At 56.8% G+C, this 14,613-nt stretch carries 16 protein-coding genes; 8 read left to right on the top strand and 8 right to left on the bottom strand.

Annotated features, from left to right (window positions below; all coding sequences use genetic code 11):
- The first annotated feature begins 100 nt into the window (after positions 1-100).
- On the top strand, positions 101-667 hold the full coding sequence (locus tag GSQ91_RS21460) for a TetR/AcrR family transcriptional regulator (RefSeq protein ID WP_158823780.1): 567 nt from the start codon (positions 101-103) through the stop codon (positions 665-667).
- A gap of 151 nt (positions 668-818) precedes the next feature.
- Positions 819-1,691 (top strand): SDR family oxidoreductase, encoded by an 873-nt coding sequence (locus GSQ91_RS21455; protein WP_158823779.1) that lies wholly within the window; start codon positions 819-821, stop codon positions 1,689-1,691.
- A 75-nt stretch (positions 1,692-1,766) separates the two neighbouring features.
- Here the strand turns inward: GSQ91_RS21455 and GSQ91_RS21450 are convergent, their stop codons facing one another.
- Complete coding sequence (locus GSQ91_RS21450; protein ID WP_158823778.1) at positions 1,767-2,198, bottom strand: cupin domain-containing protein; 432 nt, start codon at positions 2,196-2,198, stop codon at positions 1,767-1,769.
- A gap of 276 nt (positions 2,199-2,474) precedes the next feature.
- Complete coding sequence (locus GSQ91_RS21445) at positions 2,475-3,848, bottom strand: amidohydrolase family protein (RefSeq protein ID WP_158823777.1); 1,374 nt, start codon at positions 3,846-3,848, stop codon at positions 2,475-2,477.
- Positions 3,849-3,968: 120 nt separating this feature from the next.
- On the opposite strand from GSQ91_RS21445, the gene GSQ91_RS21440 reads away from it, so the two are divergent.
- Together GSQ91_RS21440 and GSQ91_RS21435 are read left to right on the top strand one after the other, a co-directional pair.
- Positions 3,969-4,676 (top strand): DUF899 family protein, encoded by a 708-nt coding sequence (locus GSQ91_RS21440; protein WP_158823776.1) that lies wholly within the window; start codon positions 3,969-3,971, stop codon positions 4,674-4,676.
- Between the two features lie 24 nt (positions 4,677-4,700).
- A complete protein-coding gene (locus GSQ91_RS21435) occupies positions 4,701-5,645 on the top strand; it encodes a CPBP family intramembrane glutamic endopeptidase (protein WP_158823775.1) in 945 nt (314 codons plus the stop codon).
- A 112-nt stretch (positions 5,646-5,757) separates the two neighbouring features.
- On the opposite strand, the gene GSQ91_RS21430 is transcribed toward GSQ91_RS21435, so the two are convergent.
- Positions 5,758-6,735 (bottom strand): AraC family transcriptional regulator, encoded by a 978-nt coding sequence (locus tag GSQ91_RS21430; protein ID WP_158823774.1) that lies wholly within the window; start codon positions 6,733-6,735, stop codon positions 5,758-5,760.
- A 112-nt stretch (positions 6,736-6,847) separates the two neighbouring features.
- Here GSQ91_RS21430 and GSQ91_RS21425 point away from each other — a divergent pair, with 112 nt between their 5' ends.
- On the top strand, positions 6,848-7,810 hold the full coding sequence (locus GSQ91_RS21425) for an SDR family oxidoreductase (protein WP_158823773.1): 963 nt from the start codon (positions 6,848-6,850) through the stop codon (positions 7,808-7,810).
- Positions 7,811-7,885: 75 nt separating this feature from the next.
- A complete protein-coding gene (locus GSQ91_RS21420) occupies positions 7,886-8,773 on the top strand; it encodes an SDR family oxidoreductase (protein ID WP_158823772.1) in 888 nt (295 codons plus the stop codon).
- Between the two features lie 193 nt (positions 8,774-8,966).
- Here GSQ91_RS21420 and GSQ91_RS21415 read toward each other — a convergent pair whose 3' ends face one another.
- Positions 8,967-9,587: a TetR/AcrR family transcriptional regulator gene (locus GSQ91_RS21415; RefSeq protein ID WP_158823771.1), complete on the bottom strand. Its 621-nt coding sequence runs from the start codon at positions 9,585-9,587 to the stop codon at positions 8,967-8,969.
- A gap of 112 nt (positions 9,588-9,699) precedes the next feature.
- Here GSQ91_RS21415 and GSQ91_RS21410 point away from each other — a divergent pair, with 112 nt between their 5' ends.
- Positions 9,700-10,578 (top strand): NAD(P)H-binding protein, encoded by an 879-nt coding sequence (locus tag GSQ91_RS21410; protein ID WP_158823770.1) that lies wholly within the window; start codon positions 9,700-9,702, stop codon positions 10,576-10,578.
- Positions 10,579-10,611: 33 nt separating this feature from the next.
- On the opposite strand, the gene GSQ91_RS21405 is transcribed toward GSQ91_RS21410, so the two are convergent.
- Both GSQ91_RS21405 and GSQ91_RS21400 read right to left on the bottom strand, forming a co-directional pair.
- The gene (locus GSQ91_RS21405; protein ID WP_158823769.1) at positions 10,612-11,277 is read right to left on the bottom strand and encodes a DUF5666 domain-containing protein; all 666 of its coding nucleotides are present in this window, start codon (positions 11,275-11,277) and stop codon (positions 10,612-10,614) included.
- 158 nt (positions 11,278-11,435) lie between these two features.
- Positions 11,436-12,101, bottom strand: coding sequence for a TetR/AcrR family transcriptional regulator C-terminal domain-containing protein (locus GSQ91_RS21400; protein ID WP_158823768.1), 666 nt, complete (start codon positions 12,099-12,101; stop codon positions 11,436-11,438).
- 112 nt (positions 12,102-12,213) lie between these two features.
- On the opposite strand from GSQ91_RS21400, the gene GSQ91_RS21395 reads away from it, so the two are divergent.
- Entirely contained in the window at positions 12,214-13,191 is a 978-nt protein-coding gene (locus GSQ91_RS21395; protein WP_158823767.1) for a zinc-binding alcohol dehydrogenase family protein, read from the top strand.
- A gap of 19 nt (positions 13,192-13,210) precedes the next feature.
- On the opposite strand, the gene GSQ91_RS21390 is transcribed toward GSQ91_RS21395, so the two are convergent.
- Together GSQ91_RS21390 and GSQ91_RS21385 are read right to left on the bottom strand one after the other, a co-directional pair.
- Positions 13,211-13,654, bottom strand: a complete 444-nt coding sequence (locus tag GSQ91_RS21390) for a VOC family protein (RefSeq protein ID WP_158823766.1) — start codon at positions 13,652-13,654, stop codon at positions 13,211-13,213.
- A 63-nt stretch (positions 13,655-13,717) separates the two neighbouring features.
- Positions 13,718-14,518 carry a helix-turn-helix domain-containing protein gene (locus tag GSQ91_RS21385; protein WP_158823765.1) on the bottom strand — a complete coding sequence of 267 codons (801 nt, stop codon included), beginning with the start codon at positions 14,516-14,518 and terminating at the stop codon, positions 13,718-13,720.
- Positions 14,519-14,613 lie beyond the last annotated feature (95 nt).

Here is a 14,613-nt window from a genome sequence, read left to right as displayed (position 1 = left end):
GCGTCAGGGAACGCGCTTCGCGCTATTGATATCACTTGCTTCAATTGCCCCTTGAACACGTGTCTAAGTGGTTCTAGAATGAACATTCAGTCCAGATGCGATGACAACCCTCAAAGACAAGCGCGAAGCGATCCTGCAGGCCATGCTCGAGTTGGTGGCTGAGCGCGGGTTTCACGACGCTCCCATGTCGGTGGTTGCCAAACGTGCCGGTGCCAGTGCGGGGATTATCTATCACTACTTTCCCAGCAAAGACGAACTGATTCGTGCACTCTACTTCCATGTAAAGGCGAAGATGAGCCGGTTCCTCATAGAAGGGCACGTGGCAGGGATGTCTGCGGAGCAGGCCTTCAAGCAGGTTTGGATCAATGCCTATCGCTTCTATCGCACCCATCAGCAGGAGATGAAGTTTCTCGACCAATATGAGAGTTCGCCCTACTGTGTGACGTATTCCGAGGCAGAGCTCCTGGCAAGCCAGGACCAGAACTTTGTCGTGCTGATGAAGCTATTTCGCCAGAAAAGTGCGGGAGGGCCGCTCAACAATCTGCCGCTGGAGGTTCTTGGCGACCTGTCTATTGGCGTTGCCGCACGTCTGGCGAGAAGAGAGAAGGCTCTGAAAAAAGACGTGCTGGAGAAGGCTGCCGCGGCGTGCTGGCGGGCCGTGACATAAAAGAGTATTTTTTTTGAACCTTATAGAATGAACGTTCAATCTATAGAGTAGTTTGATTTCACGTTTACCTGTTCGTTGGAACGGGATTGCGACTAACCGGCAATCCTTCTTCTCTTGAACAGCGAACCCAACCAGAAAAGGATCAGGAATTATGAGCACTCAGAAATCACGTGTTTGGTTTATCACCGGCGCATCGACTGGCCTGGGCCGTAGCCTGGCAGAGGCTGTGCTGGCTAAGGGCGACAAGGTTGTTGCTACGGCCCGCAAGGAAGAGACTGTTGCCGACCTGGAGAAGAAGTATCCGGGCCACGCAAAGGCAGTGCGCCTGGACGTAACCGATCTGGCGCAGGTAAAGGCCTCGGTGCAGGCTGCCGTCGACGCCTTCGGCCGAATCGATGTTGTGGTCAACAACGCGGGCTATGGCCTGGTCGGCACGGTTGAGGAGGTCAGCGATGCGCAGATTCGGCATCAGTTTGAGACCAACCTCTTCGGGCTGCTCAACGTGACCCGCGAGGTGCTTCCACGGCTGCGTGAGCAGAAGTCCGGCCACATCCTGAACATTACTTCCATGGGCGGACAGGTCAGCTTCCCGGGCTTTGGCATGTATCACGGCACCAAGTATGCGGTGGAAGGCATCTCGGAGTCGTTAGCGCAGGAAGTGGCAGGACTCGGCATTAAAGTCACGATCGTCGAGCCGGGCGGATTCAAGACGGACTTCGGCACTCGCTCGCTGGTGCGTGGGGAGCGGATTGCGGCGTATCAGCCTGTCTATGATGCGCTGGTGCAGGCCTTCAGCAGTGCTGTCTTTGGAGACCCGGCTCGTGCAGCGCAGGGCATCATCAAGGCCGTAGAGGCCGATGCTCCGCCGCTGCGTCTCGCACTCGGCGCCGATGCTTTGCAGGGGATTCGCGCGAAGTTCGAGTCAGAGCTTGAGGAGTACAAGCGTTGGGAGCCTGTGTCGGTGGACATGGCCTTCGACGATCCCGCGGAAGGCGTTTTGGATATCAAGACGCTCTTGGGATAGTTGTGGAGTCGCCCACTCTTTACGTGCAGGATGCGTGAAGGGTGGGCTTTCTGATGTCTATGCACCAGACGCACTCTAATTGTTGGGAGACGTCCCACTCTTCTGGATGAAACTGTCTGGGGTTCCATCTTCTGGATTTACAAAGATGATGTCTTTGGGATCGCGTCTTGGAGCGTCCACCGAAAGGAAGACCACGGGGCTTTCATAGATGTCGGGCAGGGCATGCACGGTGCCGCGCTTGAAGAAGAGGAAATCTCCCGGAGAGAACTCTCCTCCGTTGGCAGAGTTCTCCATCCAGAATGTGCCTCTTCCGGAGAGCACATAGAGGTACTCATCGGAAGAGGCATGATAGTGGGGCGGCGTTCCTCGATAGACGCGGAACACACGGGCACTTGCCGACTCTTCGTTCGTCAGGTACGTATCCAGTAATAAGGTCTCAGCCGTCTCGGGGAAGGACTGAGCGATTTCATGCAGGTTGAAGCGTCCAAAAGATTTCTTCTCGTTCATCACTTCCTCCATTCTTTTTCGATAGCTTGTGAAGGCATGCCCTTAACCAAACATATCCAACGAACTTCAGGCTCAGGACAGTAGTAGCACGACCGCATGAAAAGGTGCTCTTGTTTTTGCTTTTCTGGCTTGTCATTCCCGAAGGGAATCTGCTTCCTCCTGCGCTGGCAAGAAGGCTGTGGCTATACGGCCAACAGCAGGTTCCCTTCGGGAATGACAACCAGAAAAGCGAGAACAACAACAAAAGCAAGAACACCTCTTCACCCGGTCACGGTACTAGTAGCTGTTCATCGCGTTGTTGCCGTTGAGCGCGGGTGTTGCTGCGACGAGTTTGTCGACGGAGTTGGGCTGGGCTTCGTTTTTATAAATGACGCCGGACTTCATCACGAAGGGAACGTGTTGCAGAATCCGAACGTCTGCCAGGGGATCGCCCTGGACCGCGATGACATCGGCCCATTTGCCGGGGTCGAGAGAGCCGACCTTGTCGCTCCAACCCATCAGGTCCGCGGCATTGAGAGTGCCGGTCTGGATCGCGGCCAGCGGAGTCATGCCGAACTGGTTCACATAGACATCCAGCTCATGAGCATTGAGCCCGTGCGGATAGACGGCTGCATCGGTGCCAAGCGCCACCTTCACTCCTGCCTTGATGGCGCGGATGGCGTTCTGCTTTTCTACAGCGCTGACGTCCTTCATCTTCTGCGCATAAAACGGTGAGAGGTGGCCGTTCTGTGCCATCCAGTCGATGAGGTAAGCGGTGGGTACGAAGTACGTGCCGTTCTTCTTCATCATGGCGATATCGGCTTCATCCATGTAACTGCCATGCTCGATGGAATCAACGCCGGCTTCCGAGGCCCAGAGGATAGCCTGGGCTCCGTGAGCGTGCGCCGCGACCTTTCGTCCCAGACGGTGAGCATCCGCGACAATGGCCTGCATCTCTTCGAGGGTGTATTGCGAGGCCTGAGGGTCGTCACCTTTGGAGAGCACGCCACCGGAGGCGCCGATCTTGATCAGGTCCGCTCCGTACTTGATGTTCTGCCGCACCATGTGCTGCACGGCGGGGATGCCATCGGCGACACCTTCTCCGGTGACGTGATATTGCTCGGGTAGAAGGTTCTCATCCATGTGGCCGCCGGTGATCCCGAGCGGGGGACCGGAGACCTGCATGTGCGGTCCAGGGATGTGTCCTTCGTTAATCTCATCGCGCAGGGCGACGTCGGTGAAGCCGTTGGCTCCAACGTTGCGCACGGTGGTGAAGCCGGCTTCGAGGGTGGTCCTGGCGTTCTCCACGCCGATGATCGCTTCCTTGCCGGGCGTCATCGTGACTTCGAAGAACGGATCGAAGTTATTGGCCATCGTGAGATGTGTATGGACATCGATCAGGCCGGGAAGCAGCGTATAGCCGCTGAGATCCACCTCGCGATCCCCAGGCTTCCCAGGCGTGTCTTTGGTGGCGGCGATGGCGACAATCTTGTCACCTTCCACGACGACCGTCTGGTCCGCAGCTTCCTTGCCGGTGTGGACATCCAGAACGTGACCGGCCCGCAGTAGTGTGCGCGGCGCTGCGGGTTTGTAGGTCATCTGGGAATGAGCAGAAGCGACTGCAGAGAAGGCGAGAAGAGACAAGATGCTGAATCGGGTAAGTGTCTGCATGGAGTTCCTCGAGGAAAGACAAGGATGAAGAGATCTATGGCTATGGTAGCGCGACTTCATGGGGCCTCCGCTGACTCTACACGTAGTATGAAATGGCGTTAGGATGTGACCGGAGGTATTATGTCCGTTCCTCAGACGCTTTCACCTGCGACGGAGCTTGTCGCCACCAATACGGCTCATTTTCCTAATGAGAGTGCGGAATATCGTACCGCTCGAAATGCGCTTCTCGTGGAAGAGATCGAACTGCGCCGTCATGTCGAGCGCGTGGCAGCGCAGCGGCGCGCGCTGCCCCAGGGGGGCGAAGTCTCGCACGACTTTGAGTTCGTCTCCGAGGCTGGTCCGGTTCGCCTCTCCAGTCTGTTCGGCGATAAAGATACGCTGATGGTTTACAGCATGATGTTCGGTCCAGAGCGCAAAGGGCCGTGTCCTAGTTGCACCTCGTTTTTGAGCTCCTGGAATGGCACCGCTGCCAATCTGCGCGAACGGGCTGCGATCGTCGTTACGGCGCGTTCGCCCATAGAGCGGCTGGCGGAATACAAGAAACAACGCGGGTTCGCGTATCTCCCGTTTGTCTCCGATGCGTCCGCCGATTACACCCGCACCTACGTCAATCCCGAAGATGCCGACGTACCCGGCTTCAGTGTTTTCACTCGGCGCGACGGAACGGTTTACCACTTCTACAGTGGTGAGCTGAGCGGCGCGATGGCTGATCCCGGACAGGACCCGCGCGGTGCTCCAGACCTCGACCCTCTTTGGCTGATGTTGGATGTGACGCCGGAAGGGCGGGGCACCGATTGGTATCCGAAGCTCGACTATGGGCACAAGTAACCCAAGATCCAGGTAAGGAGGGCGATGGTATTGAAGCGAAGTGCTGGTACGGCATCACCATCGGCGATGATGGGGCAATCTCCAGCGATCCTTCCTCGCTTGTCTCGTGACGTTCACGTGTCGCTTCTCGTCGCTCTCTATGTTGCTCTGACGGCGCTTTTCACAGCGCCCTGGACCTTGCTGTTACTGCACGCCCATCGTCTCGACATTGGCAGAGGGTTCGTCATTCATACCGAGATGTGGGCGCCTGCTCTTGCAGCGTTTACATGCTGTGCTCTCTTTCGCATCCCGCTTAGCTTTTTGGGTTTCCACTGGCCTGGAGCGCGAGCGGTGTCCTGGGGATATCTTCTGCCTGTGGCGTACGCCGCGACTGCGTATCTCCTGGTCTGGGCCACCGGTCTCGCGCCTGCCGACTTCGCAGGCTTCCTGCATCTCAGTCAGAAGTCGCTCCAGATCGGATCAGGCGCTGGTGCGCTGAATGCCTTACTCATCATGACATTCGGTGTTCTGCAAAGCGGCGTCTCCGCAGCCGGTGAAGAGATTGGCTGGAGGGGATTTCTGGTACCGGCTTTAGCGCAACGGCTTAGCTTTACTGGCTTAGCCCTGGTCAGTGGCGTTATCTGGGCACTGTGGCACTACCCTCTCATCCTCTTCGGAACGTACGATAGCACCGCCCCAAAGTGGGTAGCGCTCCTTTGTTTTACAAGCATGATCATCGCCACCGGTGCCATGGCAGCATGGCTACGGCTGAAGAGCGGTTCGGTGTGGCCTGCGGTTATGCTGCATGCCTGCCACAACGCCGTCATCCAATGGTTGTTCGATTCGATGACGGTTGAATCAGGCAGGGCAGCGTGGTTCGCCGGGGAGTTTGGAGTTGCGTTGGCTGTTATGTCCATCCTGTTCGTGATACCCATCTGGCGAAATGGTTCGCACGCACTCGCTGCTACTCATGCGAGCTATCAGGGTTGAGTAGCAACAATGCTGCTATCGCGAAGTGGAATGCCAGCCACTCAATGTGTCACCTGCGGCGCTCTACTAGCTGGCGTGTATATCTATCGCAAGATCTGGGGACGGAAAAGCCCTATCCAACCGGAGCTAGTTCCGACTGATCGTCGTAGTTGGCCTCACTGGCGGTTGAAGGAGGCGGCGCAGGGCGGCTCTCGCGGTTGTGTTGCCTTGGGGAGCAGCCCATGACCCTCTTGAAAGCTTTACCGAAGGCGCTTTCGGATTCGTAGCCGAGCGACAAGGCAATTGCGGAGATGGAATCGTCGGAGTTCTTCAGCCTGTCGCCGGCCAGTAGCATCCGCCAGCGGGTGAGGTACTCCATGGGGGTATCCCCCACGGTCTCTTTGAACCGTAGAGCAAAGATCGATCGCGACATTCCGACGCGCTCCGCCAGTTTCTGTAGCGTCCATGGATGTCCGGGGTCGTCATGCATGTAGGTGATGGCTGCGCTCATCTGTTTATCCGCCAGTGCGAAGAGCCAGCCAACGCCCCCTCTCGCTCCATCTGCCAGGTGAAGGCGAAGAGCCTGAACGATCATCATGTAGGCGAGTTGTTGGGTGATCAGAGCGCCACCCGGTTGCGGATCGCGTAACTCCTCCTTCATACGTTCGAGCGACCAACGCATCGCCGCTTTATCCGACTCTTTCCGGATATGCACGATGGGCGGCAGAGATTTCAGCAAGATGTCAGCATGACTGCCGGTAAGGACGAAGTGGCCACCGACAATATAGCGATCCCCGACTTCGTTATTGAAGGCTGTGCCACCCGACTTCCTTGTGGCGAGAATGGTAGCGAAGTCGACGGGAGTGAGTGACAGATCGGTCGAGAGACTGAAGGGCAATCCGCGCGGCAAAAGGAAACAGTCCCCGGCCGTGAGGAGCACAGGATCGGGAACGCTTTCTACGGATAGCCAGCACTGGCCAGAGAGTATGGCGTAGCACTTTATGCCTTGATGCTTTGGCCATTGGATAGCCATGTCGCCATCCACCGCGAAACCGCCCGCCACGTAACTCCGGGGTTTGAGCAACGACAACACATCTGAGAGCGGATCCATGCAGCCTCCGGACGATTGAGCCAATAATGCGGACCTTCAGTATAGATCGTATGGCTCCGATGCCCATCTAGATGTGTAGCAGGACGCCAATGCGAAAGCTCAGGAGATAACAATGCGTGTTTTTGTAACCGGCGCTACAGGGTTTATTGGATTTGCGATTGTCAAAGAACTCATCAGCGCGGGCCATCAGGTCACCGGTCTTGCACGCTCGGAGGCTTCCGGTAGGAAGCTGACGGCCGCCGGTGCGCGAGTGCAGTTGGGTTCCGTCGAAGACCTCGATTGTCTGCGCCGCGCCGCCGCCGCTGCGGACGGTGCCATTCACACCGCCTTCTATCACAAGATCTCGCACATGCCTCTCGGAACGCGCCTTCGCGTGTTGCTTGGAGGAGCTCCAGGCGGCATCGTACGAAGGTTCATGGCAGCAGCCGTTGCTACCGATCGGAACACGCTGAAGACGATCGAACAAGCGCTCTCCGGAACGGATCGCCCCCTGGTGGCTTCCTTCGGGACACTAGCCATGAAATCAGGACGACTCGCCACCGAGGATGAAGCGCACGACCCCAACTTCATGGGCGCTCTCCGCGCCAAGACGGAAGATACGCTGCAGGAGTTGGCTGCGCGCGGCATTCGCACCTCGGCGATTCGACTTCCACCGATCGTTCATGGTGCCGGCGATCAGGGCTTCGCTCCGCGGCTTATCCAGATTGCGCGGAAGAAGAAGGAGTCGGGATATGTGGCAGACGGTCTCAACCGATGGCCTTCGGTGCACCGGTTCGATGCTGCCCGTGTCTTCCGCTTAGCACTCGAGAACGGACCTGCGGGAGGAACCTATCACGCTGTCGCCGAGGAGGGCATCCCTTTCCGGGACATTGCCGGCCTGATCGGACGGCGTTTGAACGTACCTGTCGTCAGCAAGTCTCCATCGGAAGCCGCCAAGCACTTCAGCTTTCTTGGACTCTTCGTCGGCATCGACAATCCCACCTCTAGCCGTCTGACCCAGGAACGTTTGGGCTGGCACCCAACACAGGTCGGCTTACTCGACGATCTCGATCAGGCGGACTACTTCAAAGCCTGAGCAGATGGCGTTCCTATCCACCGAATGACCGGGCTGCGAATGCAGTTCCTCAACCGCAGTACAGGAGAGTTCATCATGCGTATTTTTCTCACAGGCGCTACCGGCTTTATCGGTTCAGCCATTGTTCCGGAACTTATCAACGCGGGTCATCAGGTGCTTGGACTGACGCGGTCGGATGCGGGTGCCGAGTCCCTCAAGGCCGCTGGTGCCGAAGTGCATCGAGGAGATATTGAAGACCTGGAGAGTCTGCGCAGTGGCGCAGCCAAGGTTGACGGCGTGATCCACACTGCCTTCAACCACGACTTCTCGACCTTCATCGCGAATTGCGAGCAAGACCGAAAGGTCATCGAAGCGATGGGCGACGTACTCGTCGGCTCGGACCGTCCGTTGATCATTACCTCCGGGACTGGGATGGGGAGCGCTGCTCCAGGTCAACCTGCAACCGAAGATCACTACAATTCTAACCACCAGAATCCTCGTAAAGCTTCGGAAGAAGCAGGAGCTTCCGTCTTGGCGCGTGGTGTGAATGTGTCGGTGGTGCGCCTTCCTCAGGTCCACGATACGGTCAAGCAGGGACTCATTACTCCAGCGGTCCAGATGGCCCGCGAGAAGGGAGTCTCGGCGTATGTAGGGAACGGACTCAATCGCTGGCCGGCGGCTCATGTTCTTGATGTTGCCCATCTCTACAGGGTTGCGTTGGAGAAGCACGAAGCAGGCAGCAGGTACAACGCAGTCGCTGAAGAAGGAATATCGATGCGGGAGATCGCGGAGGTCATTGGCCGAGGCTTGAAGGTGCCGACGGTTAGCCTCACTCCGGAAGAGGCACCAGCTCATTTTGGCTGGCTAGCGATGTTCGCGGGCTTCGATATGCCAGCTTCGAGCGCGCTGACGCAGCAACGGCTGGGATGGCATCCGACTGGACCTGGGCTGATTGCTGATCTCGAACAAATGCGCTACTTCTAGGTATGAATAGACTGCGTGCCAGTAGTGGCTTTGCGCTGCTGGTGCGCGGCTGCCCCAGAGGACGCCACTTTGGCTTCGTCCGCCCATGCAGCAGTGCAATCGGTAACTGTAAGTGGCTTCTGTTTATTGACGGCTGGGATGTCTGTTGCCCTGGGCGCGTCCAGCAGTACCTATCCGAAGGTGCGGTGGATCGTCAATGTTTTGCTAGAGACTCGATTAGATCCGCAACGGCTTTGCGAATAGGTTTCAGGTCAAAGTCTGGGGCCAGGGTCTCGCGGTCGAAGCTCTCAGCCAACAGGTCCATGCCGAAGAGTGCCCGAGGGAATCGCGGGTAAAGAATCTGGCCGAGAAGCCTGTGCGCCGCCTCAGCACTGGCGCGAGTTGAGAGCCTAAACGTTGTCTTGAGATAGGCGCTCAAGCGTGCGTGGACCTGTGTGAGCAGCACGTCGAAATATTGTGCTGCCTGCTCGGGAAATCTTTCGGTCTCAGCCATGCTCATGCGACACATTTGAATGGAGGGCTCGTAGAGCAGAACTTCAAGATACCGGCCGCAAAACATCACCAGGGCTTCCGCAGGCTTTTCTGAGTAGTCGCCGGGCATCTTTAATCGGCTGAGAAAAAGTCCTCTCACCAGTTCAATGACTGCAAGGAAGAGCTTCTCTTTGCTCTCGAAGTGAGCGTACAAGGACCGTTTCGAGGTCTCCGCGCGGCTGGCGACCACATCCATCGACGCCCGCTCGAAACCCATTTCCAGGAACACGTCTTTGGCGATCCAGAGCATGTGTTCGCGAAGTTGATCGCCTCGTCTTGCCATACCCTATTGTCGCTGATCTCTCGTTTGACAACAGGTATACGGTACGGTACTGTCTACTTAGTAAACGGTACGGTAGAGTTTACTTTATTGATTTGTATCAGAGGAGAAAAGCATGATCGTTGTCACCGCACCCACAAGCAATATCGGCAGCCAGGTCCTCGAAAACATTCTCGACAGCGGAGAGTCGATCCGGGTTATTGCACGCGATCCCTCCCGCATGCCTGAGCAGACGCGGAAACGCGTCGAGGTCGTCGAGGGGTCCCACAGCGATCTCGACGTTGTCACAAAAGCCTTCCAGGGTGCCGACAGTGTGTTCTGGCTCGTTCCTGCGGATCCTCGCGCCGAGAGCGCTGAAGCCGCTTATGTGGACTTCGCCCGGCCTGGTTGTGAGGCCTTTAAGAGCCAAGGGGTAAAGAGGGTGGTCGGTATTTCGGCGCTGGGCCGAGGTTGGCCAAAGAACGCCGGGCATGTGACAGCCACTCTAGCGATGGACGACATGATTGCGCATACGGGTGTGAGCTATCGTGCGCTGACTTGTCCTGGTTTCATAGATAACATGCTTCGCCAGGTGGAGGTGATCAAGAGCCAGGGAATGTTCTCCTGGCCAATTTCCGGGGATCTCAAGGCCCCGACCTGCGCCACACGCGATATCGCCAGCGTTGCCGCGAGGCTGCTGCTCGATCGTTCCTGGAGCGGCGTGGGCAGCCTCCCTATACTCGGCCCCGAGGATCTGTCCTTCAACGACATAGCGCAGATCATGTCGGAGGTGCTGGGGAAACCCGTGCGCTTTGAGGAGACGGCGGTCGATGCATTGAAGACCAGGCTGCTCAGCCGCGGGATGTCGGAGGGAATGACGCAAGCCATGATCAACATGCTGGTGGCCAAGAATGAAGGCATGGACAACAGGGAACCGCGCACTCCACAATCCACCACCCCTACCAGCTTCCGGCAGTGGTGCGAGGAGGTATTGAAGCCCGCAGTCCTTAATTAGTCGAGTGAAAGGACAGCCGTGAATCTGTGGCGGCTAAAAGGCGCCGACGACCTTGAAGTCGCGGCTGACGAAGATGTGATGCGGCCAGTTAACGCCGATATTGTGAACCTCGTATTCGCCGTTACTCAGCTCCACAACGCGGTCGACAATGCCCCCAGGGTAGTTAGCTAATGCAGCTTCGGTCGCCTTGTTCGCTTCCGTTCCGCTGACGATGGTCCCCGACCCTTGACTGTAATTGGCGGGGACCTGACCGACCTGCTTTGCCGCGGAAGGTGCACCGTGCTGGAAGGGGATCACTCCTGCCGCCGAGGAAGTCGCAGATCCTCCCTTGTCGGCAGGTTGCACGATAACTTGGCTGGCCGTGATGGATCGTCCGTTGACGATCCCGAGTACGAGCACGCTGTCGCCCTTTGTAAGGGCACTCGCCGGAATCGAGTTTGTTCCCTTCTGGTATTCCGTAGAGGGCGCCTCCTGGATGGTCACGTTCTGCCCCGCTGCCGTCAAGACGGCGAAGCTCGATGTGGACACGCTGTCGACGGTACCGGCTACTCCCCCTGCGGCGGGCCCAGAGCGAGCGTTGGATCCCCCGTTGCCGCGCGCGCCTTGCGCCGATATTTCCGCAGGAAACGCGACTACTGCTACGACCACGATGGCCGTGGCGCCGATAACGATGGTTCTGGTGAGTTGCCGCAAGAACATGGACTGATCCCTTTCGCCGTCTATCTGAATAGACGGCGAAAGGGATCTGCAGATTCAAGCTGTGCGCTTCATGACTGACTTGCTTTAGCAACAAAAGTCGAAGGTTATCTGGCCGTTCGGCATGACACCCTTCAGCGTTCGACCGAGTCGAATCTCGCTTATTTCTTCTCGTCTGCTTGTCGTGTTTTCCTCGGTGTTTCTGGCTTTGCGCCTTGCAGGATGAGTTCCAGACCTTCTCGAAAACGGCGGTCGTAGCGATCGAATAAAATCGACGACGCCTGACGATGGAACGGGAAGATCGCCGGGTCGAGACGTGCATTCCGCTCTTCAATGGAGTAGCGGGGAGATCGTTCGCCCGGAGTCGGAAATACTGCCTGTTCTTCCGTGACGAAGCTGAGCGTGTAGTTGTAGATGGTGCTCATCAGAACAATGGCAGCCCGCACGGAAAATCCCGATGCGACCATCTGGGCTCCTATTCTTTCTGTCGTCTTCACGTATTCCAGATTGGTGAGTCTTGTTCCGCCGACCATCCGTGCGCCATCACGGTAGGCCAGAAGTGTCTTGCGCAGACCTTCACCGAAAGTAGAAGCCCATACTCTCCAGTCGGAGGAACTCCGTCGAGGGGTGAGATTGTTTGCCCCATCGGCAAGGACCGTAGTCGCCATCTCGTCGAGCAACTCTTCTTTGCTCTTGAAGTGCCAGTAGATGGTCGCCGCCTGCACGTTGAGCTCTACCCCTAAGCGGCGAAGGGTCAGTTGCTCCAGCCCATCCTCGTTCAGCAGTTTCAGTCCTGCCCGCGTCACCATGTCCCGGTTGATCTTCATACATCGAGAATACAGGGTTTGACATACCCGTATCTAACAATGTTAGAGTTTATCTAACGATGTTCAATTTTTAGGAATTCAGTTTCGACTACAAACAAGAAGGAGAGAGGTTATGAAAGCAGCAGTGGTTCCAGCAGCAGGCAAGGCGCCCATCTATGGTGATTTCGAGACACCCATCGCACAAGCAGGGGAAGAGCTTATTTCGGTACGGGCATCCGCACTGAGTCAATTCACAAGGTCGCGAGCTTCGGGCGCGCATTACAGTTCGGATGGGGACTTTCCCGCAGTTGCCGGATCAGATGGTGTTGGCATTACGCAGGATGGGCGTAGAGTTTATTTCATCTTGCCGAAAGCTCCGTACGGAGCTCTTGCGGAGTTCTGCCCGATCCGTTCCGAACAGTGCGTGGAACTCCCGGACTCGCTGGATGACATTACGGCCGCCGCCATCGCTAACCCTGGTATGTCGGCCTGGGCCGCGCTCGTGGAGCGCGCGCACCTTGTGGCTGGTGAGACAGTTCTCATTAATGGCGCGACTGGAACGGCGGGCAGGATTGCTGTGCAACTGGCGAAGCATCTGGGCGCGGCCAAAGTTATCGCGACAGGCCGCAATGCGGAAGAACTGGAAGAGGTGAAGAAGCTTGGAGCTGATGTCGTCATTCCGTTCACTCTGGGCACACTGCACCCATCGGGAGCTAAGGACTACGAGAACGCTTTGAAGCAGGTCTTCGCTTCGGGGATCAATGTCGTCATCGATTACCTGTGGGGTGAGAGCGCAAAAACAGTGATCGTGGCCATCGCGAAGACTGTGGAGGACGGAACTCCTGCCCGCTTTGTTCATGTTGGTGGATCCAGTGGAGAAGAGAGTATCGATCTGCCTGGGGCGGCGCTTCGCTCCTCGGCGATCATGCTCATGGGTAGCGGAATAAAGAGCGTAAGCTTGCCCGCTTTTCTGCAGGCGATCAGGAGTGTTTTCGAAGCGGTTCAGCCGGCAGGCCTGAAGATTGCAACCACAGTCGTACCGCTCTCCGAAGTAGAGGCGACATGGGAGAAAGCGAAAGGGAAGCCGCGCGTGGTCTTCTCGATCCCATAAGGCGTTTCGGCCCTTTGAATCAATCCTGGTTCGACGATTCCGTGGACCATGGGTTGTATTCGCCGATCGACCAGATGTGACCCTCGGGATCGCGGACGATGAAGGCCTTGCCCCCGTAGTCCTTCGCTTGCAACTCCTGAAGGATCTCGGCTCCGGCAGCTTTCGCGGTGGCGTAGACAGGGTCACACTCTGGAACGATCAGATAAACCGATGCGGTGACTCCACCCACTGCATCCGGTTTTACAAACCAGTGCGATGTCTCTTTGTTTTGTCCGGCGGTTCCGATCATAACCATGCCGTTGCCGAGTAACAGCTCCGCGTGGGCAACGACTCCGTTGTCATCCCGGTACACCGCCTTTGCGGTAAAGCCGAGGGCGTGTTTTAGCCAATCGATTGCTCTATCGGCATTGGCGTAGCGAATAGCTGGAATGCAAGTGACGGGGATTGCGTTTGAGGTTGTCATGTTCTCATGATCCACAGAACTCTCTTCTAACTCTTGGAAGAATCGGAAATATGACGTCCTTTTTTACTCCGCTATGTGATTCGCCCACAGTCGCGGTGAATTCGAATAAGTGCTCGGGTCGATTCCAGAGAAAGCCTTGAATTCATTGCAGAAGTGAGACTGATCGTAGAAACCGCATGCCAGGGCAAGCTGCTCCCATCTTGGTTCTGTTCGGGCTTGCAAAAGACTAATCGCATGCTGGAAACGTTGCACGCGGCTCCAAACTTTTGGCGATAGGCCTACCTCAGTCTTCATGATCTGATGAAGACGTCTTTCGCTGATGGAAAGTAATCGAGCGGCATCGCGCACGGAGTGCTGCCTAAGCAGGTTCAGTGCCTGAATAACCACTGGATTTCTCTGCGGGAGTCTTCCGGTCAACCCGGCTTCAAGCCAACGTTCCAAAGCCCGGAGCTTTTGGCTGGGGGATGGCTGTCCCTGTAACAGAGTGCGGATTTCGCGACACGATAGGACATCTTCCAGGGCGATGAATCTTTCAAAGAAGGCGCCTGCATCTTCACGAAGGAATGGAGCTGCTCCTCCGGGCCAGAAAACCACCCCGACCAGTTCTTTCAGGTCCTGTGTATCAACGAGGTCGTACCGTCCTCGCGGGCCAACCACAATGCAGGACGGCAGCGCGGAAACAGCTCCATCCTGCCCCAGGCTATGATTCGTAAGTGCATCGCCGGCAAGGTTGACGATGATCTGCATTTCGCCACGAGGCAAGATCCGCTCGTGGGTATGAAGCAACCCGGGAGCTTTGCAGTACCATAGCAAGCGCACGCAGCTCTTAATCGTGGCATCGGGTTTATGCTCGACATAAATCATGTCAGCCCTTTTACTCGAGTAGCGTAACTGCTACCAGTAGGACGTTGGAGCGTTCGAATCTCTGCATGTTGAGCGACAACAAGGTATAGCAATAC

The sequence above is a fragment of the Granulicella sp. S156 genome (assembly GCF_009766105.1).
Taxonomy (GTDB): Bacteria; Acidobacteriota; Terriglobia; order Terriglobales; family Acidobacteriaceae; genus Granulicella.
This window is presented reverse-complemented; position numbering and strand designations above follow the sequence as displayed.

Coding starts and splice junctions, on each gene's coding strand:
- GSQ91_RS21460 (WP_158823780.1), top strand. CDS start 101: ATGACAACCCTCAAAGACAAGCGCGAAGCGATCCTGCAGGCCATGCTC.
- GSQ91_RS21455 (WP_158823779.1), top strand. CDS start 819: ATGAGCACTCAGAAATCACGTGTTTGGTTTATCACCGGCGCATCGACT.
- GSQ91_RS21450 (WP_158823778.1), bottom strand. CDS start 2,198: ATGAACGAGAAGAAATCTTTTGGACGCTTCAACCTGCATGAAATCGCT.
- GSQ91_RS21445 (WP_158823777.1), bottom strand. CDS start 3,848: ATGCAGACACTTACCCGATTCAGCATCTTGTCTCTTCTCGCCTTCTCT.
- GSQ91_RS21440 (WP_158823776.1), top strand. CDS start 3,969: ATGTCCGTTCCTCAGACGCTTTCACCTGCGACGGAGCTTGTCGCCACC.
- GSQ91_RS21435 (WP_158823775.1), top strand. CDS start 4,701: ATGGTATTGAAGCGAAGTGCTGGTACGGCATCACCATCGGCGATGATG.
- GSQ91_RS21430 (WP_158823774.1), bottom strand. CDS start 6,735: ATGGATCCGCTCTCAGATGTGTTGTCGTTGCTCAAACCCCGGAGTTAC.
- GSQ91_RS21425 (WP_158823773.1), top strand. CDS start 6,848: ATGCGTGTTTTTGTAACCGGCGCTACAGGGTTTATTGGATTTGCGATT.
- GSQ91_RS21420 (WP_158823772.1), top strand. CDS start 7,886: ATGCGTATTTTTCTCACAGGCGCTACCGGCTTTATCGGTTCAGCCATT.
- GSQ91_RS21415 (WP_158823771.1), bottom strand. CDS start 9,587: ATGGCAAGACGAGGCGATCAACTTCGCGAACACATGCTCTGGATCGCC.
- GSQ91_RS21410 (WP_158823770.1), top strand. CDS start 9,700: ATGATCGTTGTCACCGCACCCACAAGCAATATCGGCAGCCAGGTCCTC.
- GSQ91_RS21405 (WP_158823769.1), bottom strand. CDS start 11,277: ATGTTCTTGCGGCAACTCACCAGAACCATCGTTATCGGCGCCACGGCC.
- GSQ91_RS21400 (WP_158823768.1), bottom strand. CDS start 12,101: ATGAAGATCAACCGGGACATGGTGACGCGGGCAGGACTGAAACTGCTG.
- GSQ91_RS21395 (WP_158823767.1), top strand. CDS start 12,214: ATGAAAGCAGCAGTGGTTCCAGCAGCAGGCAAGGCGCCCATCTATGGT.
- GSQ91_RS21390 (WP_158823766.1), bottom strand. CDS start 13,654: ATGACAACCTCAAACGCAATCCCCGTCACTTGCATTCCAGCTATTCGC.
- GSQ91_RS21385 (WP_158823765.1), bottom strand. CDS start 14,518: ATGATTTATGTCGAGCATAAACCCGATGCCACGATTAAGAGCTGCGTG.